Here is an 18,966-nt window from a genome sequence, read left to right on the forward strand (position 1 = left end):
GCGAGGGAGCTTGCTCCCGCTCGGCTGCGCAGCAGTCGTAAACCAGCTGACCAGGTACATCTGAAGAAAAGAGGTGACAGGATTTTGGGCCGCTTCGCAGCCCAACGGGAGCAAGCTCCCTCGCCACAGAAAGTGAACTCACCACATTTGTACTATTTACGAGGTTTGATCCGCGCCGTCGCCTCGGCCACCAGCGGATCGTCTGGCCAGTAGTGCTTCGGGTATCTACCCTTCAAATCCTTTTTCACCTCGGCATACGTACTGCGCCAGAAGTTCGCAAGATCCTGAGTCACCTGCACCGGTCGCCGCGCCGGGGACAGCAGATGCAGTTTCACCACTTGCCGGCCCCCAGCAATGCGCGGCGTCTCGGCCAGGCCGAACAGCTCCTGCAAACGCACCGCCAGAATCGGCGGCTGCTCGCTGTAATCCAGACGAATCGATGAACCCGATGGCACGCTCAAATGATGCGGCGCCAGCTCATCCAGCCGTTGCGGCAGGGGCCACGGCAACAAGTTATGGACGATGCTCGACAAGTCCAGATTGGCGAAGTGACTGAGTCGCGAGACTTTGCCCAGATACGGCATCAGCCAGTGTTCGAGGCTTTTGAGCAATGCAGCGTCGCTGACATCCGGCCATTCGCTCACGCCTTTACCAGCGAGATCCAACTGGCGCAACAACGCAACCCGCGCCTGCCACTGACGCAGCTCTGGCGTCCAGGGCAACAGCTCCAGACCTTTGCGCCGCGCCAAGTTCACCAGCGCCTGACTGCGAGCGTTTTCATCGAGCCCGGTCAGCGGCTCACGGCTAAGAATCAATTCGCCGACCTTGCGCTGACGCTCGGCCCGCAGCACGCCTTCGCGCTCATCCCAATCCAGTTGATCGACGCAACGCACCTGCTCGGCCAGCACTGAATCGAACAACGCTGGATCGAAATCCGTCGCCAGATAAATCCGTTCTTCACGCTGGCCTTGGCGACTACCAAGATCGGCAATCACCAGCCAAGGTTGTTTCATCAAACTGTCGGCTTCTGCGAACAGCGCCGCTCGACCATTCGCCAATCGATATTCAGCGCCACCGGCCCGCCGCTGTTGGGCGACTCGATCGGGATAAGCCAACGCCAGCAACGCGCCAAGCCAGCGCGGATGATCCGGATCGCTGACCGGCTCCGACGCTTTTCCTCGCAGGTAGCCGCGATACTGCCGCGCCAGCTGCCGGGCACGCTGAACACCGCCCTGCGCACCGCGTGCAGCCCGCTCTTCGCCGGACAACAGCACCAATCGGCTATGCAGATCGGCCCCGGCACCACGCAAAATATCTCGCTCGCCGAGCAAGGCCGCGACATCACAGGCCATGTCCGCCAAGCCGAGCGCCTGACCGCGTAACAGCAGATGCGCGATGCGAGGGTGAGCCGGCAGTTCAGCCATCGCCTGACCATGACGGGTCAGCGCTTCGCCTTCCAGCGCGCCCAAACGTTCAAGCAAATCCTGAGCCTGCGCATAAGCTGCGGCGGGCGGGATGTCCAGCCAAACCAATTGACTCGGCGTCACGCCCCAACGCCCCAGTTGCAAGGCCAGCCCGGCAAGATCCGCCGAGAGAATTTCCGCACTGGCGTAGGCCGCCAGTTGCTCGTGCTGATCCTGCGACCACAGGCGATAACACACGCCGGGCTCCAGGCGCCCGGCCCGACCCGCGCGCTGCGTGGCACTCGCTTTGGAAATGCGTTGGGTGTCGAGGCGGGTCATGCCACTGCCGGGATCGAAACGCGGCACACGCGCCAGCCCGGCATCGATCACCACGCGCACACCGTTGATGGTCAGGCTGGTCTCGGCGATGTTGGTGGCCAACACCACTTTGCGTTTTCCGGCGGGCGCCGGATCAATCGCCGCGCGTTGCGCCGCCAGATCCAGTTCGCCGTGCAATGGGCAAAGCAACACAGACGTGCCCTCGCCCAGCGCATCGACCAATTGCTGATGCACCCGACGAATCTCGGCCTGCCCCGGCAGGAACACCAGCAAGCTACCGGCCTCATCGTTCAGCGCGTCGAGGATGGTCTGCACCACCCTTGGCTCGATAAATTCACCGGACTGAAACGGTCGGCCCCAACGCATCGCCACCGGGTACATGCGACCTTCGCTGCGCAGGATCGGCGCATCATCGAGCAACCCGGCCAGGCGTTCACCTTCCAGGGTTGCCGACATCAACAGAATTTTCAGTGGCTGATCGTCACGAAACAGCTCCCGGCCATTGAGACTCAGGGCCAACGCCAGGTCGGCGTCGAGGCTGCGTTCGTGGAACTCATCGAAAATCAGCAAGCCCACGCCTTCCAGCGCAGGGTCATCCTGCAAGCGCCGGGTGAGGATGCCTTCGGTAACCACTTCGATACGGGTATTGGGGCCGACTTTGCTGTCGAGACGAATCCGGTAGCCAACAGTTTCGCCGACCTTCTCACCCAGTTCACTGGCCAACCGCTCCGCCGCCGCCCGCGCGGCCAAGCGGCGTGGTTCGAGCATCAGAATGGTCTGCCCGGCCAGCCACGGCTCATCGAGCAAGGCCAAGGGCACTCGGGTAGTTTTACCGGCGCCGGGCGGTGCTTCGAGCACGGCTTCGTGGCGTGTAGCGAGGGCTTCACGCAGGGCAGGTAAAACTTCATCAATCGGCAAAGAAATCATGCTGGCTCCCAAACAGAGCGGCGAGTATAACGGCGTTCAGCGCGGTCCTAATTCATATCGACGATGCTTCGTTTCCAGATAACCCAGGAGATTTCACATGCGTGCTCCCTTTCGCTTGATCGGCGGTGTATTGGTCGCGACCTTGCTGACCCAGGTAACGGCCTGCGGCTCGATTTTCTACCCGGATCGTCGCGGTCAGATCGATGGCAAGATCGACCCGGCCATCGCCGCGCTGGATGCCGTGGGTCTGCTGTTCTACATCATCCCCGGGCTGATCGCCTTTGCGGTGGACTTCGCCACAGGTGCCATTTACTTCGAACCCGGCCGGACTGCTCAGGTGGCTCCGGAAAAACTCAAGGAAGCCATCGGTGCCGACGGCAAAGTCGATAACCACAAGTTGCAGACTATTCTGGAAAGTGAACTGGGCCGCAGCTTCCCACTGGACGATCCACGCCTGATCCAGCACAAGGGCAGTGCCCAGCAATTGGCCATGTTCGGCCTGCAACCGGCCGCATAATTCATGCGTTCGAAGGGACACTTAAAGGAAACGCCGTACCTATGACCACCAGTACCGAACACGCCCGCCTGCTGCGGTTGGCTACGCGCGCCTCGGTGGCGGTGGCGTGCACGTTGATGGTCGCCAAAGCCATCGCCTGGTGGCTGAGCGGTTCGGTGAGCATGCTCGCCGGGCTGACCGACTCGGCACTCGACGGCGTCAGCTCGCTGCTCAATCTGCTGGCCGTGCATTACGCCTTGCGCCCGGCCGACGACGATCATCGTTACGGGCATGGCAAGGCCGAATCATTGGCGGGCATGGCTCAGGCTCTGTTCATTGGCGGCAGTGCGGTGCTGATTGCCTTGCAGGCGATCGAACGGTTGAAACATCCGGAGCCGATAGGCGCAGCGTGGCTCAGTATCGGGGTGATTGTGTTTTCCCTCGCCCTGACCGTGGCCCTGCTGATGTTGCAGCATCGGGTGATCAAGGCAACCGGTTCCAACGCCGTGAGTGCCGACTCCTTGCATTACCGCTCGGACCTGCTGCTCAACGGCAGCATTTTGGTGGCGCTGGTGCTGGCCGGGTTTGGCTGGTATCAAGTCGACCCTTGGTTCGGATTGGGGATCGCCGCCTACATCCTCTGGAGCGCCATTCATATCGCCCGGGAAAGTTTTGCGGTGCTGATGGATGAAGAGCTGCCGCCGGATGTCAGCCAGCACATGCTTGAACTGGCTTGCAGCGTACCGGGGGTTTTGGGCGCTCACGACTTGCGCACGCGGATTTCCGGTAACCAGTGGTTCGTGCAGTTGCATCTGGAATTGCCGGGGGAGCTGACGCTGTCAGTCGCCCACGGCATCAGCGATCAAGCCGCCGATGCGATTCACACCGCCTATCCGCGAGCCGAAGTGCTGGTGCACGCCGACCCGCAGGAAGTGGTGAACGCCGCCAGGGCTCAGTAACTCACCTGATAACCGCGACTGCTCAGGCAGTTGCCTTGGGCCTGTCGGTAGACTTGCACCACCGACGGATCCGGTTGATAGGTGACGGCGCGCGGATCGAAACCGCTCTGCTCCACGGCCCAGCGATAACACTCGTAACCGTCCCGACTGACCTCCTCTGGCGACTGGCCGTTGGCTGGATACGCCACCACGTCATAACCACTGCCCACCGGTTGCGGCTGCACCGGTGGTTCGACCACGACGTAATCCCGAGTGCTCTCCTGATAGACGTAATACGCGCCGGCCGCCAGGAACAACAGCGCGCCGCCGATCCACACTTCACGCGCGTAATCGGGCAAGTAGCTGACCCGAATCCCGCGAGGCGGCTGAACCACCACGTAACGCGGGCCTTGCGGGCGATACCAGTAACCGCCGGAATAAAAATAATCCTGCCCACGATACGGCACGCGGAAGTTGCGGTCCGGGAAGCGATCGATCACATGCCCTGGGCGATATTGCGGGCCCGAACCCCAGCCATTGCCGTGCCCATCCGGGCGACCGGGCCAACTACGGTCATCATGACGTGAGCCCTTACCGCCAGTCTGCCAATTCCGGTTGTCATTGTTGCGCCGCGGTTCGTCCTGATAGTAGCCACGCCGGGGTTCCTGGGTCTGGCGCACGGTGTCGGGCCGGCCCTGAATCGGCAGATTGTTACTGGGTTGTTGCGGCGCTCGCTCCTGAACATTGGAGTCGTGCTGTACACGGTTCTGACGCTGGCCGCCCTGATTCTGGTCGTGGAGCTCGAACTTGCGGCTGTTGTCGCCACGAATGATTTCGTTGCTCTGCTGGCGAGGCTGATTGTTACCGTCATGACCCTGACCTTTGCCCTGATGATCCGCCCCACGCTCCCCGCTATCGGGACCACGATATTGCGGCTCATCGGCCAGCGATTGCGCAGTGACACTCACACACAGCAAACCAACACCGGTCAAACGCCAGATGCGCGACTTCATGCTTTTCCTCACTGCGGGTTAGGGCCTGTACGTAAGACTGGGAAAGTGCAGGCCGGGTTCTGTGACAGGTTATCAGTCGCGCAACTTATTTATTGAGGGCTGGGGAGAAATTGCGGGCAAGAAAAAAGGGAGACCCGTCGGCCTCCCTTTGAGAACTTCGTCCGTGCTCGACGCTTATGACGTCGGCTCACCTCACGCCGTCTTCTGGACAGTGTGTAGCTCGGGGGCCGACACATCCCCGGTGGGGGTGGCGGCCGCAGCTGGCCTGATTGGGCGAGCCGCATTGGACTGTTTGTCCGAGCAGTGATTCTGGTGATAAGAATAGGCCCGGAGCGACGACAGAGGATTGCGAAGATTGCTCAAACAAACATCACTTGCGCAATTTTTAACTCAGGATAGATAATCCTCCGCAATAGTTATGACAAAGGCCTGATTGATGAGCAAACTCGACCGATACGACTTGAGCATTTTGGCGGAATTACAGCGCGACGCGCGCATCTCCAATCAGGAGTTGGCCGAACGCATCGGCCTGTCGCCTTCGCCTTGCTCGCGGCGGGTCAAGCAACTGGAAGACGACGGTTACATCACCCGTCAGGTCGCCCTGCTGGACCGCAAGATGCTCGGCCTGAGCCTGACCGCCTACGTGCTGATCGGCATGGACCGTCATACCCCCGAGCGTTTCGAGAACTTCGAAGCCGCCATTCGCACCTTGCCGCAAGTGCTGGAATGCAGCCTGGTGACGGGGATGGATGCGGACTATCAGCTCAAAGTGGTAGTGCCGGACATGGACCACTATCAGAAACTGCTGCTGGGGCATCTGACCCGGATTGAAGGGGTGACGAGTGTGCGGTCGAGTTTTGTGTTGAATCAGGTGCTCAACAGCACTGAACTGCCGTTGACTCATCTTCGTAGCTGATGACGCCATCGCGGGCAAGCCCGCTCCCACAAGGTTTTGTATTGACCGCAATATTGTGACCGACACAAAACCTGTGGGAGCGGGCTTGCCCGCGAAGGGGCCACCACAGGCGACGAATAGCCGCGACACACTGCCGCAGGTCAATGCCCCGCCAATCCACCATGGCGTATACTCCAGCGCCTTTTAGCCCCACCCACGCTGGAGATGTTCAATGGATCCTGCAGTACTCGAAGAGTGGATGATGACTGGACTGGTCAGCATCCTGATCATTTTCATGGGTTTCATCGTCTGGGATCTGGCGAAAAAATCCAAGGCCGGGCGCTTCGGCTCGTTCATTCTGTTCTTCGTACTGGGGCTGGGTGTGGCCGCATTCGTGATCAAAAGTGTGGTCATCGGCCTGATCGAATCCGGCACTCTATAAGCGCGCCGGCACTTCCTTCCACTGGCCCTGATCGAGCCCTTCGATCGACCAGTCTCCGATCCTGACCCGCACCAGACGCAACGTCGGCAAGCCGACCGCCGCGGTCATGCGTCGTACCTGACGGTTGCGGCCTTCGCGAATCACCAGTTCCAGCCAACTGGTCGGCACGCTTTTACGAAAGCGCACGGGCGGGTTGCGCGGCCACAGCTCAGGCTCGTCCAGTTGTCGCGCTTCGGCCGGCAGCGTCATGCCGTCGTTCAGCTCGACGCCATCGCGCAAGCGCTGCAACTGCTCGGCGCTTGGTTCGCCTTCCACTTGTACCCAGTAAGTCTTGGCCAGTTTGTGTTTCGGGTCGGCAATTCGCGCCTGAAGCTGGCCGTCGTTGGTCAGCAGCAGCAGGCCTTCACTGTCGCGGTCCAGCCGCCCTGCCGGGTAAATCCCCGGAATCTCGATGAAGTCCTTGAGCGTCGCCCGCCCTTCGCCGTCGCTGAATTGCGTCAGCACATCGAACGGTTTGTTGAACAGAATCAGCTTCGGCTCGGCCGGCGGCGCTTTGGCGACACGGCGCGGGGCTGAAGAGGATGGCGCAGGCTTCACGCCAGGGCGGCGGGAAACGGGACGTGGAGGACGAGACATGGGAAAAGGAACATCTAACGGTCAGGGCTGCTAATGCTAGTGCCCCAACCGCCAAATGACCATGACAAACCGTTAGCGGAACGGCGGCTCGTCGAAGCTGCGCAGTTTGCGCGAGTGCAGCGAGTTGAGTTCGGTGCGCAACAGATCCACCGCCTCGATACCGATCTTCAAGTGCTGGCTGACCGCGCGTTCATAGAAGGCGTTGGCCGAACCCGGCAGTTTGATTTCGCTGTGCAACGGTTTGTCCGATACGCAAAGCAACGTGCCGTACGGTACCCGCAAGCGGTAACCTTGCGCGGCGATGGTGCCGCTTTCCATGTCCACCGCCACGGCGCGGGACAGGTTGATCAGCGGACGTTCCTGCGCCCAGCGCAGTTCCCAGTTACGGTCGTCGTAGGTCAACACGGTGCCGGTACGCAGGCGCTTCTTCAGCTCGTCGCCCTTCTCACCGGTGATGTTGGCGGCCGCTTGCTGCAACGCCATCTGCACTTCGGCCAGAGCCGGAATCGGAATGTTCGGCGGCACGACGCGATCGAGAATCCCGTCGCGGCGCATGTAGGCGTGGGCCAGCACGTAATCGCCAATGGTCTGTGACTGACGCAAGCCGCCACAGTGGCCGATCATCAGCCAGCAATGCGGACGCAATACCGCCAGGTGGTCGGTGATGTTCTTGGCGTTGGACGGGCCGACGCCGATGTTCACCAGGGTCACGCCATGACCGTCGCTGGCGATCAGGTGATAGGCCGGCATCTGGTAACGATGCCAGACCACGCCCGCGGCAATCGCCGACGCTTCGCCATGGTCCATGCTCTTTTCGATGATCACGTTGCCCGGCAACACCATGCGTACAAAACGCGGATCGTTGCGCAGTTGCTCCAGGCCATGAACGATGAACTGGTCGACGTAGCGGTGGTAGTTGGTGAGCAGAATCCACGGCTGCACATGGCGCCAGTCGCTGCCGGTGTAATGCACCAGTCGGCGCAGGGAGAAGTCCACCCGCGCGGCGTCGAATAGGGCCAGCGGCAGCGGGTCGGTGTTTTCCCAATCGTACAAGCCATCGGCAATGCCATCGGTGGCGGCCGACAAATCCGTACTCGGGAACACTCGCGCCAGCACCGCCGCCGTCACGCCGGAGCCGGCCAGTTCATCGCCTTGCTCGACCACGTACGGATAAGGAATGTTCTGCTGACTGACGCCGACTTCCACGGTCACGGTGAAGTCATGCATCAACGGGACAAGTTGTTCCAGCAGGTATTTGCGGAAAGCTGCCGGATGAGTGACGGTGACGCTGTAGGTTCCCGGCAGTTGAACCTTGGCATAGGCGCGAGTGGTCTGTGGGACTTCGCCCTGACAAAGGTAGGTCAGACGCAACTCGGGATAACGAAACAGAGCACGCTGCTCAGCGTCCGGCTCGACACGATCCTTGAGATAACGCTTGAGCGCCTGATTCAGCGCTGTGGTTGCACGCTCGTGCAAGGCAGCAAGCCGATCCACGGCTTGCTCGGCGGTTTGAACGACAATAAACGCTTCGGTCACGATCAGCTTCCTGTGTTCTGACTTGCAGACCTTCATCTTGCCTGCATCGTCGCTTCACGGGAACAGTGGCGTGTTGGCTCACATCAATTCTGAGACACAGATAAACCCTGTGGGAGCGGGCTTGCCCGCGATAGCGGTGTGTCAGACAGCATCAATGTTGAATGTTAAACCGCTATCGCGGGCAAGCCCGCTCCCACAGGTTTCAGTGCTGTTGATCAAACTGTGGTCAGAATCCTTGCGGGGTCGACCGAGCCACAATCGCTTCCACATCCAGCCCGCGCGGCAATGTTCCATACACCCGACCGGCCGAACCGAGGCGACTGACGATGAAAGCATCACTGACCGACGCATTTCCCGCCTCCAGCAACAACTTGGCCTGAAGCCCCAAGGCAATGTCTTCGGTGAGTTGGCGGGCGCGGTATTGAATGTCGCCGGTGTCCTTGAACGCGGTCTGCAATTGGCTGATGTGCGCCGCCAGACGTTTGTCGCCATGACCGTCGCCCAACTCGCTGAACAGCACATCAAGTACGCCCGGCTCTTTCGACAATGCGCGCAATACGTCGAGGCATTGCACGTTGCCGGAACCTTCCCAGGTCGAGTTGACCGGTGCCTCACGGTACAGCCGCGGCAAGATGCTTTCTTCGACATAACCGGCGCCGCCCATGCATTCGGCAGCCTCGTTGATCATCGCGGGCGCGCGTTTGCAGATCCAGTACTTGCCCACCGCCGTCACCAGTCGGGCGAATTTCGCTTCGTGGTCGTCATCCAGATGATCCAGCGCCCGGCCCATGCGCAAACTCAAGGCCAACGCCGCTTCGCTTTCCAGGGCCAGATCGGCCAGTACGTTTTGCATCAAGGGTTGTTCGCTGAGCAACTTGCCACCGACCTTGCGGTGGGCGCAGTGATGACTGGCCTGGGTCAGCGCCTGGCGCATCAGCGCGCTGGAGCCGACCATGCAATCGAAACGGGTCACGGCGACCATTTCGATGATGGTCGGAACGCCCCGGCCCTCTTCTCCGACCATCCAGGCCAGGGCACCACGGAACTCCACCTCACTGGAGGCATTGGACCAGTTGCCGAGTTTGTTCTTCAGCCGCTGTATATAGAACTGATTGCGCGTGTCGTCCGGGCGATGACGCGGCAGCAGGAAACAGGTCAAGCCTTTGTCGGTCTGGGCCAGGGTCAGGAAGGCGTCGCACATCGGCGCCGAGCAGAACCACTTGTGGCCCACCAGTTCATACGCCTGACCGGGCCCACTGGCGCCGACCGGATACGCCTTGGTGGTGTTGGCCCGCACGTCGGTGCCGCCCTGTTTCTCGGTCATGGCCATGCCGATGGTGACCCCGGACTTGTGGGCCATACCGACGTTGCGCGGGTCGTATTCGGTGGCGAGGATTTTCGGCAACCATTGTTCGGCCAGATCCGGTTGCAGGCGCATCGCCGGGACGCTGGCGAAGGTCATGGTCAGCGGGCAACCGCTGCCGGCTTCAGCCTGACTGTGCAAATAGGTCATGGACGCGCGGGCAACGTGGGCGCCCGGTTGCGGGTCGGTCCAAGGCAAGCCTGTCAGGCCATGCTCCACCGCCGTGCGCATCAACTCGTGGTAGGCCGGGTGAAATTCCACCAGATCGATGCGATGACCATAGCGGTCATGGCTGACGAACACCGGTTTGTTCTGATTGGCCGCAAACCCCGCCTCCATCAGCGGCCCGCCGGCCAATGCGCCGTAAGCGTCGATCCGCGACTCGGCCCAACCGGCATCGAAACGCCGCGACCACTCCTGCAAAGGCAGGTCGATGCGATAGAGGTTGGTGCCGTCCAGCGACGGTGGCTGGTTGGTGACTTCGTGGGTTTCGGCGAACTGATGCAGGTTCATGACGGGGCTCCTTTGGTCAGCCAAGGGACTTTCAGTTAAGCACCGCCCCGAAGTTGAACAAAGTGGCATATCTGCCTAACTGTCGGCGCTTTCGCTTTGCCCTGGACAGAGCACCCGCCGATAGAGCGCCGCCTGCAAGTCTTCGAATTTCACCGGCTTGCTCAAGTAGTCGACCAAGGTGTCGCTCGGGCAATAGGCCCGGTCCGCGCTCAAGGCAATCATGAACACGGGTAATTCGGCGCAACCCGGCAAGGCGCGGATTCGGCAGCAGATCGAGACACCGTCCAGTGGCGGCAGCTGACTGTCGAGCAGCACCGCGTCAACGGTTTCACGCTGCAAGTAATCGAGCGCAGCGAGGCCGCTGTCGGCGGTGCGCACGCGGAACCCAAGCTTGAGCAACATGCCACGCATCACCAATTGATTGATGCTGTTGTCGTCGACCAGCAACACCGTGCAGTCCTGAGGCAAACGCAGGTGGGAGGTTTGCCGGATAATCGAAGGCGCAGACTCCACCATCGGCAGCACGAATTCGACGTCCAGTTGAAAGCGACTGCCGCGCCCCGGTTCCGAGCGGTGGCTCAGGCGCCCGCCGAGCAATTCGACCAGTTGCCGACAAATGGCCAGGCCAACGCCCAAACCACCGTATTCACGGGTCATCGAGCCGTCGAGCTGGAAGAAGCGTTGATACAGCGTTGCCTCGTCCAAATCGGTAAAGCCGATGCCGGTATCGATCACCGCAAAGGACAGTGCCAGTCGATCGGACGCTACCGGCCTGCCCGTTACCCGCAGCGCCAACCCGCCGACACGGGTGAATTTGATTGCGTTATCCAGCAGGCATTCCAGGCATTGCGTCAGCTTGTCACTGTCGCCATGCAAGCGATCCGGCAACCCCGGTGCAACCTCGACCTTGAAGTCCAGCGACTTGCCCGACGCATTGCCATCGAACTGCATGCGCAAGGCCTCGACCACACTGCGCAAACTGAACGTGTCCCGATAAACCTTGAGCTTGCCGGCCTGCAATTCGGTCAGGGTGAGGATGCCGTTGACCATGCGCATCATGTCCCGCGCCGAACCGGCGGCCGTTTGTTGATATTGCTCCAGTTCCGGGTTCATCTCGACGGTCTGCATCAACTCCAGCGAACCGATTACACCGTTCATGGGCGTGCGCAGTTCGTGGGTCAGGGTGGCGAGGAATTCATCCTTGAGCTTGTTACTGTGAGCCAATTGCTGGTTCAGCACTTCGAGCTTCTGGCCGGCATCGAACAGCGTCTGAGCCTGTTGCTCGCGCATGGCATTGATGCGGTCGGCCAGGGCCAGGGACAGCAGTGCCACTTCGATCGCCGAACCGATCTGGCTGGCGTACATGGTGAGGAATACGTTGGGCAAGTAACCCAACACCATCAGGGTGTTGACGATGCCACCGAGCAGGAACGCCGACCAGGCAATGATGAAATACCGCGCGACCCGCAGGCCGCGCCACCAGGCGAAAATCCCGGCGGCGAATATCACCACGGTAAAGACCAGCGCCAGCAGCGTCGCCAGACGCAGGGCCAGGGCGTAACTGGTCATCAATGACAACCCGACCACCACCGCACTGAATGCAATCAACACCAGCAGCAAACGGTCGAGCCAGCGACTGAGGGTCGCCGTCCGCAAAAAGCTTCGGGCGAACTGGCTGCCGAACAACCCTGAACAACCGATGAAGAACGGCGTCGCGGCGTTGGCCCACCACGGATTGTTCGGCCAGAAATACTCCACGGCCGCGCCATTCACCGACAGCTGGTACAAGCCAAACGAGGCGATATAAACGATGTAATAGAGATAGCTGGTGTCGCGCACGCTGAGGAAGATGAACAGGTTGTAGACCAGCATCCCCAGCAACACCCCGTAAATCAGCCCCAGCACATAGAGCCGCACCGGCTGCTCTTCAAGGTAAGCGGTGCTTGACCACAAGGTGACGGGCGCCTGAACCGACCCTTCGCTTTGCAGGCGCAGGTACACGGTTTGCGCCTGCCCAGGCGCAAAGTTCAGATCGAACAGATAGTTGTTCTGGCGGATCTGGCGAGTGGCGAACGGCAACGCATCGCCAGTCTGTCGGACCAATTGATAGTCACCGCCAGCATCGGCCAAGTACAGATCAAGATGATCGAGGGGCGGATAGGCCAGCTCCAGCAACCAGGACCGTTGTGCCGCCGGGTTGGTCGGATGGTACTGCAGATCGATTTTCAGCCAGAACGCTGACCGCGAATAACCGGCGTTGAGGGTGGCTTTATCGTGGGGCTTGAACTGCCCGGCCGCCGCTTGCGCACGGACATCGGCGATAGTCGCCTGACCGCCCGCGTCTTCATAAACCTGCATCGTTCGGCCCAGGGGAAGGCTCTGGGTGAACTCGTCGAATTCGACGGCGCTCGCCAGGAGGGGCAAGCACAACAGCAACATCAGCAAATAGCGCATTTAAGCCCCAGCGTGGCCTGTCCGGTTCTGTCAGGAAGCCCCCCATTCCTTTTGAGTAGACGTAAACCGGTATTACCTGTTATTGGTTTGGATCCACTCTAGCATAGCCGTTGATGGCCATTGAGCACCATAGAAATTTTTCCTACAAAGGCTCTAGAACAAGCGTTCCAGCTCTATATATTGAGTTAGAGCTGTTGGCTTGGTCAGGTTGTGACAATGCCCCAGTGCATAGAGATTCCTGTGGCGAGGGAGCTTGCTCCCGCTGGGCTGCGTAGCGGCCCCAAAACAGGCAGTCGGCTACATATAGCATCGCCTGACTGACGACTGCTTCGCAGCCGAACGGGAGCAAGCCCCCTCGCCACAATGTATCGGCCGCGATGGCCGCCACAACACCCGAAAAAATATGTTTGGTGGTAAGCTCGCGCACCATGAATATCTACAGCTCTCGCCCCGTTGTCCTCTGTCTCTCCGGCCACGACCCAAGTGGTGGCGCCGGCTTGCAGGCAGATATCGAAGCCCTGCTCGCTCAGGGTTGTCATGCGGCTCCGGCCGTCACCGCCCTGACTGTGCAAGACACCGTCAACGTCACTGACTTCCGCGTTCTCGATCGCGAGTGGGTGCTGGCCCAGGCCAACGCCGTGCTCAACGACTGCGAAGTCGCCGCCGTCAAACTGGGCATGCTCGGTTCCCTGGAAATGGTCGACACCGTGGTCGAACTGCTTTCAGCGCACCCGCATTTGCCGGTGGTCTGCGACCCGGTGCTGCGCGCCGGCGGCGGTGGACGACTGGGCAAGGACGAAGTCGGCTACGCCATGCGCGAACGCCTGTTGCCACTGTCGATCATTGCCACCCCCAACCTTCCCGAAGCCCGGATTCTCGCCGAACTGCCCGAAGGCACTGCGGACGAGTGCGCTGAAAAACTCCTGCCGTTCGTCAAACACGTGCTGATCACCGGCGGTCATGGCGACGAACACGAAATACACAATCGCCTGTACAGCCGCGACGGTCGCCGCGAAACCTTTACCTGCCAGCGCCTGCCCGGCAGCTATCACGGTTCCGGTTGCACGCTGGCCAGCGCCCTCGCCGGTCGCCTGGCCCAGGGTGAGCACCTCGTCAGTGCCGTACAGAGCGCGCTTGACTACACTTGGCGCACCTTGCGTGATGCGGAGCAGCTGGGCAAAGGCCAGTTCGTGCCGCGCCGCTTGCCACTGGACTTCTGTTCGTAATTTTCTATGCGTGAAGCGCAGAGGCTTGTCCGATGAAACTACGTGGCCTGTACGCCATTACCGACAGCCAGTTACTGGCCGGTAAATTTCTTTCGTATGTAAAAGCGGCGCTGGACGGCGGCGTTACTCTGCTGCAATACCGCGACAAAAGTAGTGATGAGGCCCGGCGTCTGCGCGAGGCCGAATCCCTGCGCAGCTTGTGCGAACTCTACAAGACCCAGCTGATCATCAACGATGACTACGAACTGGCTGCACGCCTTGGTGTCGGTTTGCACCTTGGCCAGACCGATGGCCCGCTGATGCCGGTTCGCGCACTGCTCGGTCGCCAGGCAATTATCGGTTCGACCTGCCACGCGCAACTCGAACTCGCCGAACAAGCCGCCAAAGAAGGCGCCAGCTACGTCGCCTTCGGCCGCTTCTTCAACTCCAACACCAAGCCCGGCGCACCGGCCTGCAGCCTCGATCTGCTCGATCAGGCCCGCGGCAAACTGCATCTACCGATCTGCGCGATCGGCGGCATCACTCTGGACAACGCTGCGCCACTGGTGGCCCACGGGGTCGATCTGCTGGCGGTGGTGCATGGCCTGTTTGGCGCCGAGAGCACGGCTGAAGTAACGCGCCGTGCCCGCGCCTTTAACGAATTATTCAAATCCTGATTTTCTGAGAGCCCGATCATGTCTCGTTCCGAAACCCTGTTTGCCAATGCCCAGAAACACATTCCCGGAGGCGTGAACTCGCCTGTTCGTGCGTTCAAGAGCGTTGGCGGCACGCCACTGTTCTTCAAACACGCCGAAGGCGCCTACGTCACCGACGAAGACGACAAGCGCTATGTGGATTATGTCGGTTCCTGGGGGCCGATGATTCTCGGTCACAGCCATCCGGACGTGCTGGACGCGGTGCGCAAACAGCTGGAACACGGCCTGTCCTACGGCGCCCCGACCGCGATGGAAACCGAGATGGCCGATCTGGTCTGCTCGATCGTGCCGTCGATGGAAATGGTGCGCATGGTCAGCTCCGGTACCGAAGCGACCATGAGTGCCATCCGTCTGGCCCGTGGCTTCACCGGCCGTGACAGCATCATCAAATTCGAAGGCTGCTACCACGGCCACTCCGACAGCCTGCTGGTCAAGGCCGGTTCCGGCGCCCTGACCCAAGGCGTGCCGAGTTCGGCCGGTGTACCGGCGGCGTTCGCCAAACACACCCTGACGCTGCCGTTCAACGACATCGACGCGGTGGAAACCATGCTCGCCGAAGTCGGCCAGGAAGTGGCCTGCATCATTGTCGAGCCAGTGGCCGGCAACATGAACTGCGTACCACCGGCACCGGGCTTCCTCGAAGGCCTGCGGACCCTGTGCGACAAACACGGCGTGGTGCTGATTTTCGACGAAGTGATGACCGGTTTCCGCGTCGCCCTCGGTGGTGCCCAAGCCCACTACGGCGTCACGCCGGACCTGAGCACCTTCGGCAAGATCATTGGTGGCGGCATGCCGGTTGGCTGCTTCGGCGGCAAACGCAAGATCATGGAGCAAATCGCGCCACTGGGGCCGGTCTACCAGGCGGGTACGTTGTCGGGTAACCCGCTGGCGATGGCGGCTGGCCTGACCACTCTGCGCCTGATCAGTCGTCCTGGTTTCCACGCCGAGCTGAGCGACTACACCAGCCGTCTGCTCGATGGCCTGCAGCAGCGCGCCGATGCCGCCGGCATTCCGTTCGTGACCACTCAGGCCGGTGGCATGTTCGGCCTGTACTTCAGCGGTGCCGACGACATCGTGACCTTCGATGACGTGATGGCCAGTGATGCCGGCCTGTTCGGGCGTTTCTTCCACCTGATGCTGGAAGGTGGCGTGTACCTGGCGCCAAGCGCCTTCGAAGCCGGTTTCACCTCGATCGCCCACGGCGAAACAGAATTGAAACTGACGCTGGACGCCGCCGAGCGTGCATTCGCCGCACTAAAATAAAGCTGCAACGCTGACGTTGGCGATTGCCAGCGTCAGCTTTCACCTACATTCGCGTCCTTTTTCCTACTCATCTGCTAATAATCTGCGCAAAGTGGGCGATATATTCCCCGCGCAGCAGAAAAACGAGTAAAGACTTTGTAAGGTTGGTCCTGCTTATTTCATAATGCGCGCTTATTGGATCCCCTCGATGGGTCCACGCGCCCCTCAGAGGTAAGTCGATTCCCATGAACCGCACCGGCCGCACCCTTGCACTGGGCTGCCTGTTGCTCCTTCAGCCCCTGCTCGCGCTCGCACAAGCAGGCGGCAACTCGTTGTTGATCCCGGCGATGGGTCGCTGCACCCTCAATACTCAGCCGCAAGACCTGACGCAAGCGCTCGCCGCCTGTCAGAAAGCGTCGGATGAAGGGGATGCGCAAGCGCAATACGAGTTGGGTGAGTTCTACTACGACGGCAAAAACGCGCCGCGCGACCTCAATCAAGCCCTGAGCTACTTCGAAAAGGCCTCGCTGCAAGGCCACGCCCAGGCGCAATTCAAACTCGGCACCATGTTCTTCCACGGCGAAGGCGTGCCGGCCAATAACGTTCAGGCGTATATCGTGCTGAAAATGGCCGCGGTCAACGGTGCCGAAGAGGCGCTGGACACCGCCGACGAAGTCGCCGAGAAAATGCCCCGCGAAGATCTGGAAGTCGCTACCCAGGTGCTGGGGCAAATTTTCCGTAAATACCTGATGGAATTGCAGAGCGCCGATGGGCGTACGCCGTTTTCGCCACTGCCCTGAGCTCGCTGATCGCAAGGGAGCTTGTTGTGGCGAGGGAGCTTGCTCCCGCTCGGCTGCGCAGCAGTCGTAAAGTCAGCACACGCGGTCTGCCTGGAAGTTAGCGGCGGCTGATTTCAGGGCCGCTTCGCAGCCCAACGGGAGCAAGCTCCCTCGCCACAACAAGCATCAGCCACAAGCATCACTAGCCACAAAAAGCCGTTCTCACCTCAAAGACCTGCTTCCTACTTCTCAGGCATCGGCATCGGAAACGGCATGACATTGCCGACCGCGCCACGGGCTTCGCTGATTTTCGGCGTGCCCAGGCGCTCGACCTCGTCGATGCGCACGATCGAATGCATCGGCACAAAACTGCGCACAACGCCTTCGAACTGAGCCTTGAGCTTCTCTTCGCTCGGATCGACGACCACTTGCGTGCGCTCGCCAAAGACGAACTCTTCCACTTCCAGGAAGCCCCACAAATCACTTTGATAGATCTGCTTGGCGTACATTTCGTACACCTGGCCCTGATTGAGGAAAATCACCTTGTAGATTGGAGCTTCACGTTTGGTCATGGTGGGCGGGTAACACATCGGGGATAAAAATGAGGGCGCGAACTATAGCATAGCCGCCGGACGCGCAACGGTAGGAACCTTGGTGCATGTTCCCTATAATGCGCGGTTCTTTGAATCACGTGATGACTCTGTCCATGGCCAAGAAGCTTTACATCGAAACCCACGGTTGCCAGATGAACGAGTACGACAGCTCGCGCATGGTCGATCTGCTGGGCGAACATCAGGCCCTGGAAGTCACCGCTCGCGCTGAAGACGCCGACGTGATCCTGCTCAACACCTGCTCGATCCGCGAACGCGCCCAGGACCGGGTGTATTCCCAGCTGGGCCGCTGGCGCGAATTGAAGCTGGCCAACCCGGACATGGTCATCGCCGTCGGCGGTTGCGTGGCCAGCCAGGAGGGCGCGGCCATCCGTGATCGCGCTCCGTACGTGGACGTGGTATTCGGCCCGCAGACCCTGCACCGCCTGCCGGAAATGATCGACGCCGCGCGCCTGACCAAGCTGCCGCAAGTCGACGTCTCGTTCCCGGAAATCGAAAAATTCGACCACCTGCCCGAGCCGCGCATCGATGGGCCGAGCGCCTATGTGTCGGTCATGGAAGGCTGCAGCAAGTACTGCACCTTCTGCGTGGTGCCTTATACGCGCGGTGAAGAAGTCAGCCGGCCGTTCGACGACGTGATTGCCGAGATCATTCACCTGGCCGAAAACGGCGTGCGCGAAGTGACCTTGCTGGGGCAGAACGTCAACGGTTATCGCGGCACCACTCACGATGGTCGCCTGGCCGATCTGGCTGAACTGATCCGCGTAGTGGCGGCTGTCGATGGCATCGACCGGATTCGCTACACCACTTCGCACCCACTGGAATTCTCCGACAGCCTGATCCAGGCCCACGCGGACGTACCGGAATTGGTGAAACACCTGCATTTGCCGGTGCAATCGGGTTCCGACCGGATCCTCGCGGCGATGAAGCGCAACCACACCGCACTGGAGTACAAATCCAAACTGCGCAAGTTGCGGGCCGCCGTGCCGGGAATCTGCATCAGTTCAGATTTTATCGTTGGCTTCCCGGGCGAAACCGAGAAAGACTTCGAGCAGACCATGAAGCTGATCGAAGACGTCGGTTTCGACTTCTCCTACTCGTTCGTTTATAGCCAGCGCCCGGGCACTCCGGCCGCTGATCTGGCTGACGAAACGCCGGAAGAACTGAAAAAAGAACGCCTTAACGCCCTGCAGCATCGCCTGAACCAGCAAGGTTTTGAGATCAGCCGACAAATGGTGGGCTCCATTCAGCGGATTCTGGTAACCGATTATTCGAAAAAAGACCCCGGCGAACTGCAAGGCCGGACCGAGAATAATCGTATCGTCAACTTCCGTTGCGACAATCCGACCCTGATCGGCCAGTTCGCCGACGTGCACATCGATGCCGCACAACCGCACTCGCTGCGGGGCTCGCTGATCCCATAACACCTCGTCACCTGTGGGAGCCGGGCTTGCCCGC

16 protein-coding genes are annotated in these 18,966 nt (G+C 60.6%); 9 read left to right on the plus strand and 7 right to left on the minus strand.

Annotated features, from left to right (window positions below; genetic code table 11):
* Positions 1–152 precede the first annotated feature (152 nt).
* The gene (gene hrpB, locus AB3226_RS10760) at positions 153–2,669 is read right to left on the minus strand and encodes an ATP-dependent helicase HrpB (protein ID WP_367373061.1); all 2,517 of its coding nucleotides are present in this window, start codon (positions 2,667–2,669) and stop codon (positions 153–155) included.
* 97 nt (positions 2,670–2,766) lie between these two features.
* Between hrpB and AB3226_RS10765 the strand changes: the two genes are divergently transcribed.
* Positions 2,767–3,186 carry a hypothetical protein gene (locus tag AB3226_RS10765; RefSeq protein ID WP_008012643.1) on the plus strand — a complete coding sequence of 140 codons (420 nt, stop codon included), beginning with the start codon at positions 2,767–2,769 and terminating at the stop codon, positions 3,184–3,186.
* A 41-nt stretch (positions 3,187–3,227) separates the two neighbouring features.
* The gene (locus tag AB3226_RS10770) at positions 3,228–4,124 is read left to right on the plus strand and encodes a cation diffusion facilitator family transporter (protein ID WP_367373062.1); all 897 of its coding nucleotides are present in this window, start codon (positions 3,228–3,230) and stop codon (positions 4,122–4,124) included.
* Here the strand turns inward: AB3226_RS10770 and AB3226_RS10775 are convergent.
* Positions 4,118–5,116, minus strand: a complete 999-nt coding sequence (locus tag AB3226_RS10775) for a DUF6515 family protein (RefSeq protein WP_367373063.1) — start codon at positions 5,114–5,116, stop codon at positions 4,118–4,120. The genes AB3226_RS10770 and AB3226_RS10775 overlap by 7 nt on opposite strands.
* A 436-nt stretch (positions 5,117–5,552) precedes the next feature.
* Here AB3226_RS10775 and AB3226_RS10780 point away from each other — a divergent pair, with 436 nt between their 5' ends.
* Both AB3226_RS10780 and AB3226_RS10785 read left to right on the plus strand, forming a co-directional pair.
* Positions 5,553–6,032, plus strand: coding sequence for an Lrp/AsnC family transcriptional regulator (locus AB3226_RS10780; protein WP_007894448.1), 480 nt, complete (start codon positions 5,553–5,555; stop codon positions 6,030–6,032).
* Positions 6,033–6,243: 211 nt separating this feature from the next.
* Positions 6,244–6,453, plus strand: coding sequence for a DUF2788 domain-containing protein (locus tag AB3226_RS10785; RefSeq protein WP_007894445.1), 210 nt, complete (start codon positions 6,244–6,246; stop codon positions 6,451–6,453).
* On the opposite strand, the gene AB3226_RS10790 is transcribed toward AB3226_RS10785, so the two are convergent.
* The 4 genes from AB3226_RS10790 to AB3226_RS10805 all read right to left on the minus strand — a co-directional run bounded on the left by AB3226_RS10790 (position 6,448) and on the right by AB3226_RS10805 (position 12,955).
* On the minus strand, positions 6,448–7,089 hold the full coding sequence (locus tag AB3226_RS10790) for a pseudouridine synthase (protein ID WP_367373064.1): 642 nt from the start codon (positions 7,087–7,089) through the stop codon (positions 6,448–6,450). The genes AB3226_RS10785 and AB3226_RS10790 overlap by 6 nt on opposite strands.
* A 72-nt stretch (positions 7,090–7,161) precedes the next feature.
* A complete protein-coding gene (gene amn, locus AB3226_RS10795; RefSeq protein WP_367373065.1) occupies positions 7,162–8,661 on the minus strand; it encodes an AMP nucleosidase in 1,500 nt (499 codons plus the stop codon).
* Positions 8,662–8,851: 190 nt separating this feature from the next.
* On the minus strand, positions 8,852–10,501 hold the full coding sequence (locus AB3226_RS10800) for an acyl-CoA dehydrogenase family protein (protein WP_367373066.1): 1,650 nt from the start codon (positions 10,499–10,501) through the stop codon (positions 8,852–8,854).
* A 75-nt stretch (positions 10,502–10,576) separates the two neighbouring features.
* Positions 10,577–12,955: a 7TM diverse intracellular signaling domain-containing protein gene (locus AB3226_RS10805; RefSeq protein ID WP_367373067.1), complete on the minus strand. Its 2,379-nt coding sequence runs from the start codon at positions 12,953–12,955 to the stop codon at positions 10,577–10,579.
* Between the two features lie 428 nt (positions 12,956–13,383).
* On the opposite strand from AB3226_RS10805, the gene AB3226_RS10810 reads away from it, so the two are divergent.
* From AB3226_RS10810 to AB3226_RS10825, 4 genes are all read left to right on the plus strand, one after another.
* Positions 13,384–14,181 carry a hydroxymethylpyrimidine/phosphomethylpyrimidine kinase gene (locus tag AB3226_RS10810; protein WP_367373068.1) on the plus strand — a complete coding sequence of 266 codons (798 nt, stop codon included), beginning with the start codon at positions 13,384–13,386 and terminating at the stop codon, positions 14,179–14,181.
* A 32-nt stretch (positions 14,182–14,213) separates the two neighbouring features.
* A complete protein-coding gene (gene thiE / locus AB3226_RS10815; protein ID WP_367373069.1) occupies positions 14,214–14,837 on the plus strand; it encodes a thiamine phosphate synthase in 624 nt (207 codons plus the stop codon).
* An 18-nt stretch (positions 14,838–14,855) separates the two neighbouring features.
* Positions 14,856–16,139: a glutamate-1-semialdehyde 2,1-aminomutase gene (gene hemL, locus AB3226_RS10820; protein WP_367373070.1), complete on the plus strand. Its 1,284-nt coding sequence runs from the start codon at positions 14,856–14,858 to the stop codon at positions 16,137–16,139.
* Between the two features lie 224 nt (positions 16,140–16,363).
* Positions 16,364–16,918: a tetratricopeptide repeat protein gene (locus AB3226_RS10825; RefSeq protein WP_008070087.1), complete on the plus strand. Its 555-nt coding sequence runs from the start codon at positions 16,364–16,366 to the stop codon at positions 16,916–16,918.
* Positions 16,919–17,139: 221 nt separating this feature from the next.
* Here the strand turns inward: AB3226_RS10825 and AB3226_RS10830 are convergent, their stop codons facing one another.
* The gene (locus tag AB3226_RS10830) at positions 17,140–17,469 is read right to left on the minus strand and encodes a DUF1820 family protein (protein ID WP_007894425.1); all 330 of its coding nucleotides are present in this window, start codon (positions 17,467–17,469) and stop codon (positions 17,140–17,142) included.
* A 134-nt stretch (positions 17,470–17,603) separates the two neighbouring features.
* On the opposite strand from AB3226_RS10830, the gene miaB reads away from it, so the two are divergent.
* On the plus strand, positions 17,604–18,932 hold the full coding sequence (gene miaB, locus AB3226_RS10835; protein WP_367373071.1) for a tRNA (N6-isopentenyl adenosine(37)-C2)-methylthiotransferase MiaB: 1,329 nt from the start codon (positions 17,604–17,606) through the stop codon (positions 18,930–18,932).
* Positions 18,933–18,966 lie beyond the last annotated feature (34 nt).

The organism is Pseudomonas lini (assembly GCF_964063345.1).
Lineage (GTDB): Bacteria > Pseudomonadota > Gammaproteobacteria > Pseudomonadales > Pseudomonadaceae > Aquipseudomonas > Aquipseudomonas lini_B.

Bases quoted from the DNA above. Each gene is read 5' to 3' on its own strand.
- hrpB (WP_367373061.1), bottom strand. From the start codon at position 2,669: ATGATTTCTTTGCCGATTGATGAAGTTTTACCTGCCCTGCGTGAAGCC.
- AB3226_RS10765 (WP_008012643.1), top strand. From the start codon at position 2,767: ATGCGTGCTCCCTTTCGCTTGATCGGCGGTGTATTGGTCGCGACCTTG.
- miaB (WP_367373071.1), top strand. From the start codon at position 17,604: ATGGCCAAGAAGCTTTACATCGAAACCCACGGTTGCCAGATGAACGAG.
- AB3226_RS10770 (WP_367373062.1), top strand. From the start codon at position 3,228: ATGACCACCAGTACCGAACACGCCCGCCTGCTGCGGTTGGCTACGCGC.
- amn (WP_367373065.1), bottom strand. From the start codon at position 8,661: ATGAAGGTCTGCAAGTCAGAACACAGGAAGCTGATCGTGACCGAAGCG.
- AB3226_RS10800 (WP_367373066.1), bottom strand. From the start codon at position 10,501: ATGAACCTGCATCAGTTCGCCGAAACCCACGAAGTCACCAACCAGCCA.
- AB3226_RS10775 (WP_367373063.1), bottom strand. From the start codon at position 5,116: ATGAAGTCGCGCATCTGGCGTTTGACCGGTGTTGGTTTGCTGTGTGTG.
- AB3226_RS10825 (WP_008070087.1), top strand. From the start codon at position 16,364: ATGAACCGCACCGGCCGCACCCTTGCACTGGGCTGCCTGTTGCTCCTT.
- AB3226_RS10785 (WP_007894445.1), top strand. From the start codon at position 6,244: ATGGATCCTGCAGTACTCGAAGAGTGGATGATGACTGGACTGGTCAGC.
- AB3226_RS10830 (WP_007894425.1), bottom strand. From the start codon at position 17,469: ATGACCAAACGTGAAGCTCCAATCTACAAGGTGATTTTCCTCAATCAG.
- AB3226_RS10805 (WP_367373067.1), bottom strand. From the start codon at position 12,955: ATGCGCTATTTGCTGATGTTGCTGTTGTGCTTGCCCCTCCTGGCGAGC.
- hemL (WP_367373070.1), top strand. From the start codon at position 14,856: ATGTCTCGTTCCGAAACCCTGTTTGCCAATGCCCAGAAACACATTCCC.
- thiE (WP_367373069.1), top strand. From the start codon at position 14,214: ATGAAACTACGTGGCCTGTACGCCATTACCGACAGCCAGTTACTGGCC.
- AB3226_RS10790 (WP_367373064.1), bottom strand. From the start codon at position 7,089: ATGTCTCGTCCTCCACGTCCCGTTTCCCGCCGCCCTGGCGTGAAGCCT.
- AB3226_RS10810 (WP_367373068.1), top strand. From the start codon at position 13,384: ATGAATATCTACAGCTCTCGCCCCGTTGTCCTCTGTCTCTCCGGCCAC.
- AB3226_RS10780 (WP_007894448.1), top strand. From the start codon at position 5,553: ATGAGCAAACTCGACCGATACGACTTGAGCATTTTGGCGGAATTACAG.